At 49.7% G+C, this 10,359-nt stretch carries 9 protein-coding genes; 4 read left to right on the top strand and 5 right to left on the bottom strand.

Going from position 1 to position 10,359, the window contains the following annotated elements; translation table 11 throughout:
* Positions 1-233 precede the first annotated feature (233 nt).
* The 5 genes from H6F94_RS17500 to H6F94_RS17485 all read right to left on the bottom strand — a co-directional run bounded on the left by H6F94_RS17500 (position 234) and on the right by H6F94_RS17485 (position 4,378).
* Positions 234-455 carry a hypothetical protein gene (locus H6F94_RS17500; RefSeq protein ID WP_190803519.1) on the bottom strand — a complete coding sequence of 74 codons (222 nt, stop codon included), beginning with the start codon at positions 453-455 and terminating at the stop codon, positions 234-236.
* A gap of 640 nt (positions 456-1,095) precedes the next feature.
* Positions 1,096-1,740, bottom strand: coding sequence for a hypothetical protein (locus tag H6F94_RS17495; protein ID WP_190803518.1), 645 nt, complete (start codon positions 1,738-1,740; stop codon positions 1,096-1,098).
* A 424-nt stretch (positions 1,741-2,164) separates the two neighbouring features.
* Positions 2,165-2,887: a DUF4365 domain-containing protein gene (locus H6F94_RS17490; protein ID WP_199320494.1), complete on the bottom strand. Its 723-nt coding sequence runs from the start codon at positions 2,885-2,887 to the stop codon at positions 2,165-2,167.
* Between the two features lie 341 nt (positions 2,888-3,228).
* The gene (locus tag H6F94_RS33010; protein WP_277878116.1) at positions 3,229-3,351 is read right to left on the bottom strand and encodes a hypothetical protein; all 123 of its coding nucleotides are present in this window, start codon (positions 3,349-3,351) and stop codon (positions 3,229-3,231) included.
* Between the two features lie 589 nt (positions 3,352-3,940).
* The gene (locus H6F94_RS17485) at positions 3,941-4,378 is read right to left on the bottom strand and encodes a hypothetical protein (RefSeq protein WP_190803517.1); all 438 of its coding nucleotides are present in this window, start codon (positions 4,376-4,378) and stop codon (positions 3,941-3,943) included.
* A 747-nt stretch (positions 4,379-5,125) separates the two neighbouring features.
* On the opposite strand from H6F94_RS17485, the gene H6F94_RS17480 reads away from it, so the two are divergent.
* From H6F94_RS17480 to H6F94_RS17465, 4 genes are all read left to right on the top strand, one after another.
* Positions 5,126-5,497: a hypothetical protein gene (locus H6F94_RS17480; RefSeq protein ID WP_190803516.1), complete on the top strand. Its 372-nt coding sequence runs from the start codon at positions 5,126-5,128 to the stop codon at positions 5,495-5,497.
* 382 nt (positions 5,498-5,879) lie between these two features.
* Positions 5,880-6,215, top strand: coding sequence for a hypothetical protein (locus H6F94_RS17475; protein ID WP_190803515.1), 336 nt, complete (start codon positions 5,880-5,882; stop codon positions 6,213-6,215).
* 199 nt (positions 6,216-6,414) lie between these two features.
* Positions 6,415-6,630 carry a DUF433 domain-containing protein gene (locus tag H6F94_RS17470; RefSeq protein ID WP_242041249.1) on the top strand — a complete coding sequence of 72 codons (216 nt, stop codon included), beginning with the start codon at positions 6,415-6,417 and terminating at the stop codon, positions 6,628-6,630.
* Between the two features lie 559 nt (positions 6,631-7,189).
* A complete protein-coding gene (locus tag H6F94_RS17465; RefSeq protein ID WP_190803514.1) occupies positions 7,190-10,054 on the top strand; it encodes a P-loop NTPase in 2,865 nt (954 codons plus the stop codon).
* Positions 10,055-10,359 lie beyond the last annotated feature (305 nt).

Raw genomic sequence — 10,359 nt, 5'->3', positions numbered from 1 at the left:
GAAGTATTAAATTATCGTGATACTTTGCCTTGCACATTCGAAGCAAGGCCGTTTGCAGCCAAGCCAATGCAAGTTGCTAATCAGATATTTTTATTTTTCTTTACTAAACTTCGAGCCAGTTGGTCAAGGCGCAGAAGCTCTAGCCCTCAATGCCTCAATCTCTCTCAGTCAAACTCAATAAATCAGGGGGAGCCAGGCTCTTGCTCCCCTCAAGCTGGATAGGTTTAACTGGCCTAATGATTAAGTTGAACTACGGTTTTGTTCAAGATGCTGACATCCTCGCGCCACGCGCGAATGGTCTCTCGGTTCCGTTGTTGAGCCACTGCTTGTTCTGCTTGCCCGAAGCAGATTCGATTCAGGGCTGCGACAACGACTGAGAGGCTATAGCGTTGCATTAGTACCTTTAAAATGTTCAGATCGCTGTCGCTAAATACGGGGGTAGACGATTGAGTCATGGCGGAAAATCCTCAATAGGTTTTGAGGGGCAACCTGTGAAGATTGCCCCTTCGCTCCCTCTCTTAGGCCCCCACCTGACCCGCTTTGCATGGGGTTAACCGCAACGGAGTGCTAAACTCCGTCGTAGCCTTTGGGCTGGCGTAAACCAACCTAGAGGTCAGTCGCCAGGGGTTGGTGCTAACAGCCCTCGGCGGCGCTTCAAGACTGGACTGAACAGAAACAATAGGGCAAAGCTCGACGTTTGGCAAGCCCTACTCGGGAGCAAAATGAGAACTCGTATCAAAGTTCCGTAGATTCTCTTGGGGCATTGCAGCAGTAGCCTGACCTACTTTCATACTTTCACAACAAAGGCAAATAAAATTAGAGATCAACTAAAATTTTTGCTGTCGTTACTTCCACAAGTTCTGTCTCCTTAAACAGCAATTTGTGCCATAAAAATCATAGGCTATTATCTCTGATTACTCTTTAAGTGTTAGTCGCTTAATGTATATGCAACTCAAGCGAAAACATTCATCCTCAAATCTCGCAATCTATAGTCTAACGGTTTGCTTGAGCGGCTGCAAACGACCGTCGCCATGTACCAAGATCTTTCGTCAGTCCGCTCCAAGCGAATTGTTAGACAATTGTAGGTGAGAGTTTTTAATCTACTAACCACTCCACAAGCAAATGACCAATAAATAACAACTGAACCCCCCTAAATAAGGTGGCTCCAATTCCAATCCAATAAGCTAACAGGAGAACTTGTGCAATTTTTCTTGATACTCCCTGATACCAGGAGGTTTGTCTGCCGGGGCTTTCCAATTGGCTCCGCAGCCAGAAAATAAATGTGAAATTGATTGCTAGTAGAGCCGCTATTGTAAGCGTTTCTAAACTGCTCGGAGCGTAGGAGCGAGAGCCATAGTGCTGAACAACCACTAGCCACAGTGCGCTAAATAGGGTGCTTCCGATAGCAATCCATCTCGCAAAAAATAAGAAGCCTGCAATCTTGCTCAGTACATTCTGTGATCGGGAAGCAGAATGGGGAGTTTCTGCTTGGCTCCACTGCCGAAAAATAAGCACCAGATTCATAGCAAGCAATCCTGCCAACACCGAAGCACCATGCAACCAAGTGTCTTCATGTACTTCCCGTAACCAAGGTATCAATGAACCAGCATTGGCGCTATTAGGTTGAAAATTAGCATCTCTAAGAGGAGAAACGTAATGAACAAATACTGCACTCGCAGCAGAAAAAATTAGAAGAAACCCAAAACTAATAATAGAAAGGCGTTGAGTTGGTCGTCGCATAATCACAGCATTCCTTAGAGTGTATTGATCGGTAAGGACACTCTCTTCTTCAGAGACGCTGTTTAACCCCGAACTGTTCCTGCCCAACGGTTGCGGTCAGCGGTTGCCGATCCCCTTTAACTCAGCACAAGCGGCTTCCTTCAATCCGTTGCACCGCAATTGTTAGACAGCACCAACCCCCAACCTTGAAACTCACTTCACGCTCTGTAATACTTACTGCTAAATCCTACAGATAGCGGTGCGCCCTCATACTGACAAGATACACCAATCTTTAACTTTCTCTTGTGGTCGTAGTAGGTATGAAAGTGTGTCTGTTTGCGGGCTAGTTCTAACTCGGATGGGTTAATACTAAATACTCCCAAGATTGCCACGGAATCAAACGGGCGGCTCTGGCTCCAAGGAGCAGTCTTTTTTAGTTCAACATCTACATAACTAATAAAATTCCTTCTGCTTCCAAAAGCATATGAGCTTGCTCAGAGTCGATGATAATATTGCCCACTTCATTGGGTTTACTGCTGACTGCTCTTGCTGCATCTGCGATAGGCATTCCAATATACTGAAAAGGACGCTGGAAAGGTGCCCTCAGTACATATAATCCATAATCGATAGCCCTATTTACAGCATCAGCAAGTGACAATGTTCCAAGGTAATCACCATTCTGAGGAGCAGCAGATGCCTGTGAATTAACTATTGAAACTAACTGGATAGGTAAGGCGTTTACATCTTGCTCAAAATGGTTTTCAAGAGGAACTGGAATTGAAACTGTTTGTTGTTTTTGCCAGTTCTTATTAAGTGAACTGAGGAAATCTTGAGGAAAAGACCAATAAAACACGCTGTTTTGACAATCAACAATAATCAAGAATGTTGGATTTGGCTGAAGCAGCCAATGATTGAGAGTTGTTACTTTGATGGGAAGTGTGATTGAGTTCCCTTCTACGTTGGCTTCTTCTTTCCCTTTACATTGAATGTTAAACAACCTTCCAGTTGGGTGTTCTCCCTGCATGATTTCACAAATGAAGTCAATGCCGAAATCTCTATCTTGAGGAATGGGGATAATGTTGCAAAATTCGGCAAAAACAGAACTCAGGAGATCAGCAGCACTTACACCAATCCTCTGAGACTTAGTACGTTTAGGTAACTTGGTCATTACGATGCCAAGAATTTTTCCACAATCTTAACTCAACTGCTTTATGAGGTAGGAAAAAATGAATGAAAGCAGCACCTCAAATAGAGTTGTTTTGTCTGTCTAACGTCGGAGTTGACCGGCACCTCAGGACGCCGGCGTCCAAGTCGGCCGGCGACGTTGAGCTGAACAGGCTACTAATCTTCATGCCCCTCGAGTTCCGGTGAGTTGTACACCCTTACTTTGTACTTGGCACGCAAGGCTTCAATCACACTCTGCACATGCTGCCCTGGTGATGCCGACTTCACCTGGTGCTTCATGGATGTGAACGTATCGATTGCCACCTTGTCTGCGCCGTCATGAATTCAAAACCAGAAGTCCGCCTGAATTCCAGACTCCACTTGCAAGAAGTGCTGGGGCAAGAATACCTCCAGTTCGCGGTGGAAATCTGCGTAGTGGCCCGAATAGTCCAACTCGGCAAAAATCACAGACGAGCTCTCCCTTGTACGGATAGTGAGGTCTAACTATTATTAGAGGGAACGTTTGTGTATAACACCCCCGTGCAGGTGATTATGCAGAAACTTTCTGTCTAACGCCCCAAATCAGGTAGATAGGCAGAAACTTTCCACATAATATGCCGATTCAGTCAAATAGGCAGGATCTTTCTGCATATTTTTAGATTCAATACACCCGCTTCTGGACACATTGGTCAGCAAGGGTTTAAGAGACGTTATATTCTCCTTGACTGATTTGTTCTCAAGATGGTGGCGTGCCCTTTTGCCTGATTAAGTGATTTTGTGGATTGAATCAACGGTGGACTGAGTAATTGGGATTTGTCTGTGGTTCTACTTATGGATTCGTTGCAATTGATTGCTTGGGGCGTGAACGAGCAACTCAACGAAACCTACACGGTTAAACCAGCAATACCTTCTCAAATTACAGCGGACAAGCTCTAGATTATGTTCCCACCCGTAGTCTGAGTAGCCCAACGGACCGACGTTCAGCGGCCGAGCGGGCACCGACGTACTTTCGAATGATGAGGACCGTGACGCCCGCCCGGTCTGCTGCAACGGCTGGTTATGCGGCGACCTCCGCTCGGCCGGGCCGCTCGCGGAACGTCATAGACATTGCGAACACAAAGCCATGAATCCCAACGGTGCCATGCACTTCGAAGCATTTGGCGCCACCCGCCGTCAGGCGATTCACGAGGTCCTGCAAGTCGTCATACGCCTGGACCGGCCAGCCGTAATTCTTCGTCCGCGCGAGAAGGTCCGAGTACGACCCGAGGATGAACGTCGGGTCCGACTCCTCCACGTCGAATAGGACGTTCGAGGGATAGGGGTCGCCGCCTCCGACGTTCTGCTGCTCGAAATGGTGGGTGACGACACCCTCGAATACCACGTCGGTGTACTCCGACGGCGTCGCATGCGGGTAGACCGTGTACAGCACGATGCGACGGCGATCGTGATCGACCGCTTGGGCGTAGACCCAGTTGTCATGGACGCTGATCGGCAACGTGCCCTCGCCACATAACTATTATTGGACTGAAAGTTTCCATATAACGCCCCTATAGTGGTGATTAGGCAGATGATTTCTGTATAACACCCTAAATCAGATAGATAGGCAGAATCTTGCCGCATAATGTACCAATTCAGCTAAATAGGTAGACTCGTTCCGCATACTTTCAGATTCAGTACATTTGTGTTGATAAGTTTCGAGGTTGAGGCATTCCTCCCTCGTCTGGCCGTGTAATTTCACAAGCCTGGCTGAGGTCAAACTAAACTCTAGCGAATAGATGGGGTGTGATGAGAGCAGGCCCAGAAATTCCCTACTGTTTGCTTAGGTGAAAGGCTTCGGGAAGCGAGGCTCTTAATCACCGGATAAACAAATCTCGTTTCAGGTTTCATCCTGAGCTGAGATATTCGTCCCAGCATGGCTGCCGTTTTTTAACTGGGTAGAAAGAGATTCAGTGGAGTTGGAATTAGGTTGAAGCTGAGTCTTGGTGCTTACTTCACTGGGTTAGTTGCGATACAAGAAACTTTTTTGCGCTGCCTACTTGACTCCAATAGGGAGTCCCTGGTGCCTTTCCACACAGGTAACTGGCCCCCTAGGCGTCCCCCAGGGTCTTATACAAACTCTGGGGAACTAACCGTCGGGTTGCAAGCAACAACCCGGCGGCTAGGGGGCAGTTTAACACCTGCCTTTCTCGACCCTGAATAGGGTCAAAGGCTCTATTGCCCTCAAATTTTTGGAGTCCTTCCCATGCACCTCACCCAGGTGTTGCAGCCGCAGCTTTGCATTCCCTTGTCTCAAGTTGCCCGTTTCTTAGGCATTTCCGAATCGCTGATTTGCCGCATCGAACACTGGCTGCATGTGCTGTTTGTCCATCGTGCCGACCGAGGCGGGCAGTTCCTCAGCTATCGCAAATTCAACCAGTGGCTTGCCGCCTGTGCCCTGACCATTCAAGCCTGCAACGACCTGCATCTGCTCGACTGGATTGGCGAGGTGATCAAAACCGAAATCCAGCGCTATGCCTACCCCGAAGACGTGCTGAGCTATTGGCGGCAGCTTTGGCGACAGCGACATACCCAACTGCGCAACGCTAAGAACGCTGTTACCCAAGGCACCCGTTGATGCCTTGCCCATCGACTGCATGCAGGGCCCCATTGCTAGATGCCATCCGTAAATCCACCTTCCAAACCGCATTGATGGACCCGAAGACTCCATTAACGGACTAAATGACCCCGTTAACGGACCCATTCAGTCCATTGATGGACCCATTCACTCCATTAACCAACCGTTTCACTCCGATAACGGACCCATTCACTCCATCGACCGACTTATTCACCCCGTTAACGGACTCGCTGACCCCGTTAATCGACCTCTAGACTCCGTCAACGGACCCATTCACTCCATCAATGGACTAGTTGACCCCATCAACGCTCCGCCTCGGCCCGATTTACCAGTCCCAGAGTCAGAATGCCGCAGTTTACACGATCCTTCTACTCTCAAACTCATGAGCCCCACGCTTCGACTCGCTCTCTGGGACCACATTGTCCGCAGTCTCAATTTGGCTGCACCGCTCAAGCTGATTCTGCTCGTGATCGCTAACTACATCGAACCCAATGGTGCCTTGTCCCGCGTTCCCCTCAACCTGCTCAACCGTGACAGCCATCTGGAAACCTCAGAACTCCGCCCCTTATTACTCAGCCTCGAAGCTCGTGATTTGGTTCGCAAAGTCACTGTCCACTCTGAAGGTGGCGGGCCAACTATCGCACTTTATAGCCTCTCGCCTAACCTGTTACGAGCCGTGCAGAACTCCAATAAATGCTCTAGCCCTCAAGTTTTCTGAGCAAAGCCCCTACTTGGCGGACTAGAGGGAAGTCTGTGTAATCCCAATTCTCTCACTGAGAGCCCACCAAAACCCCACCGCCTACGGCTCCGCCCCTTGGCAAGGGGAGGTTGGAAGGGGTCGAATGGATAGCTCAAAAGTGAGCTGGTATTACTCTGTTGATTAAAGAGCATTTGATTAAAGAGCAGCTATTGGTTTGATGACAGCACCAATCCTGACAAAGCAATATGTTGAGCAACGAGATAAAGGACGTTGGATAGGAAGAACTCGCGTATCTCTTGACTCAATTGTCTATGGCTTTTTAAACGGTGAATCTCCTGAAAGCATCGCCCAAAACTTTCCATTAATTTTACTAGAACGGGTCTACGTCGACATTGCTTTTTACCTTGCTAATCATGAATTGATTGACAAGTAATTAGAAGGAGGAGAAGCAGAGTTTGAGAACTTGCAACAGCCTCTCAGAAGAATCCGCTCTATCAAAAGTTAAAGGTTGCTCAAATCCAGAAGCAGAGCAAGGCATGACAGCTTTAAAAATTTTAAGAGAAGCTTTTCAATATTGGTTCTGCTCTATTGAATTGACGCAAGCTGTAGACGTTAACCACTCAAGCAGGCTGGGCTGACTATTGACGCATCAGGAAATTGTTCTCAGACGAGACAAAGCCAGCAGCGCAAACAGTTCTCCATGCTCACGGCCTAACCAAACTCGTATCACCTACAGAACAGATTGATTTCTTTACACCGCTATGTCAGTGAGCCATAATATGTGCGCGTGGGGGAAGCACTCAGAGGCAGGTGGGCTGGGTGCAAGTGTACGAGACCAAGGTTTAGGCAAGGGACAAAACTTTGGTCAGTTCGTCGGTTGCTTTTCCTGAATCACTTCAGATCGTCTGGATCTAGCTGGTTAAGTGCCCGGTTCTTATTAGCCAGGCGATGGTTTGGCTCGCAGAGATTAAATCCTTCATATCGAGGTTGGAATGGCTTTTCGAGAAGAACTCTACGCTCAGCTGATCCAGCTCCCACCAGGGCAATTTGAAGAAATTCTATTTCGGCTGAACATTGAGGTCTGGTATCGCCGTAGGCAGGCGGTTAGTCAGGAACAAAGAGCCATTGACATCATTAGCTACCTTGAGCACGAAGAACAGGGTTTTGGGCATTTACGCGAGATCTTGGATGGGCTCTTGTTTTTTCGGGAGTTTTTGCCGGAAGGAGCCTATCCAGTTGGACAGAGCCTGTGGCAGCGTGAAGAAGCTTACCAACGCCAAGCCCTTGAAGCCGCCACCAAGCGGGGTGAAGATCCAGAAGCTCAACGCATCACGCCAGAAAAGTTTTATGCCGCCCAACATCAAGCTGGCTGGCTAGGGTGTTTTCGAGGCTGGGATATCCGTCGTAGTTTCAGTTCAGAGCTGTTACACCAAGTTCTCAACGCCGGTCATCACAACTGCCCAGCCGCAGCAATTCTCGGCCCAACGGGTAGCGGTAAAACTGTAGCTCTGCGCCGCTTAGCCCTAGACCTCTACGAGCAGGGGTACAAGGTGTGGTGGGTGCAAGATCCAGAGCGACTGCTACGGTTTGGGCTGGCTGAATTGACCAAAGGCGAAGCCCCCCAATTCTTGCTGGTGGATAACATCCAAAAACTTGAAAACGAGGACGTTCGTCGCTTGCAGCAAGGGTTGCGCCGACGAACAGACTTAGGCTTGGTTGTGGCTGGCCGTCAGTTACCGCCTGCTTTGCAAGCGAAGGTCAGCGCAAGTTCAGGCCTGTTTACTGCAGAATCCTCAGCAGACTGGGTTGCTATTGTGCAAAAAGCTGCTGAGCTGGTTCCCACTTGGGCAAGAGCGGCCCGAACCTTAACGACAGCTCCTCTAGTCGCCCCCAACTTGGTTCACCTCCTGTGGGTGCTGGCCGCAGGACGACCCGTAGCTAATGCAGCCCAAGACCCAGCAGCCCAAGACTTCACAGCCCAAGACCTAGAAAGAGCATTCTTAGAGATTTTGGCTGACCGAGTCAGGCGCATACGGACCATTCTGCCGGACTTGGCTGAGGCAATCAGCGATGCAGCAGCCATTCGAGAGGTGGGACGGCACATCTCCTACCACTCATTTCGGTTATTGGCGGACTACCACGCAGCCCTAAGCGGTCCCTCAAGATCCCTGCAGGAACCTCTGAGTGCTCTAGCCTGGTCACTTTTGGCACCACTTCTTTGCTTTGAGCCGGAATACGATGCCGTCCGATTTCAGCATCAGTCTCTAGCAGAAGGGTTGATCTTAGCCGGGCAGCAAGGTCTTTTAGGGCCACGCCCGATTGGCACCGATACCTGGAGGAGAGCCACGCTTGACTTGATGATCAAGCGTGGCAGCAGTTTTTCGAGTTCTCACGCCCTGAGCGGCTTTGTGCGCACTCATCCCGATTTAATTAGCCAATCGCAAGCCATTGCTTACATTCAGCAGCTTTTGGCCTCAAGCAATGGTCATGGCGCTTATCTGAGGCTGATTGTGAATGAAAGACTGGCTCTGACACCAGCCCAGAGACTAGAGCTGTTACGGGCAGCAGCACCGCTTGCGCCTGTCAATGCACAGCTTTGGAGCGCAGTCTGGAGCTGGGTCCAACACAACTACGAAGAGCTTGAACAGAAAGTCGAGCTGCTAACACAGCTTTATCAAGCCGGTTGCCGCGATCGCAATATTCTGCTGCCCTTACTGCAAGGGTTAGGCAACCAGCAAGCTCAAGCCTTGGCCCAAACTTGGTTGGCAGACACAACAATTCACCCTGCCGTGCTCTGCCGTTGCCTAGATTTGCTGGGAGAAGCAGCCCAAGACCGAGCCAGACAATTGCTAGCAGATGTGACGACCCATCCAACTGTCCTGTGTCGTTGCCTAGATTTACTGGGTGAAACTGCCCAAGACCGAGCCAGACAATTACTAGCAGACCCAGCAATGCGACCCGATGTCCTTTGCCGCTGTCTAGATCTGTTAGGGAAAACAGCTTTACTGGAGGCCAAGCAACTATTAACAGATCCTGCCACCCATCCCTTTGTCCTGTGTCGTTGCCTGGATTTACTGGGTGAAACCGCCCTGGATAGTGCCAGACAGTTATTGGCAGATCCTGCCACCCATCCCTTTGTCCTCTGCTGCTGCCTGGATTTGTTAGGCGACGCCCGAGATGAAGCTAGACAATTACTGCGCTCCAGCCAGGACAGTGTCGTCCTCTGCCGTTGTTTAGATCTCCTGGGGGAAGCTGCTCAGGATGAGGCTAAACAGTTACTTAGCAGTCGGCAAGATCGAGCTGTGCTCTGTCGTTGTCTGAAGTTATTGGGTGAGTCGGCACAAGAGTTTGCCCTAGAGCGAATCCGCGATTGGACTCGAACTGACCCTCAAGTGCTGGTAGTTTGTCTAGAAATCGCTGGAACAACTGCGGAGGCGCAAGAGTTAGCCATAGCAATGCTGAGTGTTTGGGACAAGAATTTACCGCTTGTGCTCAGGGCTCCAGCTTTAGCGATTCCGACTGATACACCCCTCCGGCGTCAGCGTGCGCTTCGGATCCTTAACGACTGGCACCGGCAGTATCGACCTCTGGTCACTGCTGCCCTGAACGCTCTCTGGGATGAACCTGCGCTTGTGTTTGAGTATTGCCAAGCCATTGTGAGCCGCTGGCATCGAGAGATTATGTACCGACGCAAGCATCGGTTGCCGGAGTACGACGGTCACCTGGTGCTTGCACTGTCTCACCCTGGCCTACACCGAGAGGCTCGTAAGGCAGCTCAAGCCATGCTGGCCGCGGAACAGCGCTCGCCTGGTTTGCTCAGTTTAGAGTTGCAGCAATCCCTGGTAGCCAACCTCTGATTCTTGTAAAGGATTGTAAAGGTCACTCAGAATACCCTATCCAGCGTTTTCTGTGCAACCTTACGGCTGCATTAGCTAGTTCTTCACATTGTTAAGAGCAAGAATTTGAATTCCGTCAAGTTCCTATGAAGTGCTGGCATCTGCCCAAAGAGGTATGGCACTATTCTTCTAAGGGTTTCCTCAGTGTTTTCCCCAGTAGTTACGACAGCAGTTACACTCAGATTGATAACCGCGTTCAGCGGTCGTGAGATCGGTAGTTTCATGGATCTCAACACCTCCCAGCCCCCCCAGATCAACAGCTGTGT

The sequence above is a fragment of the Leptolyngbya sp. FACHB-261 genome (assembly GCF_014696065.1).
Taxonomy (GTDB): domain Bacteria; phylum Cyanobacteriota; class Cyanobacteriia; order FACHB-261; family FACHB-261; genus FACHB-261.
This window is presented reverse-complemented; position numbering and strand designations above follow the sequence as displayed.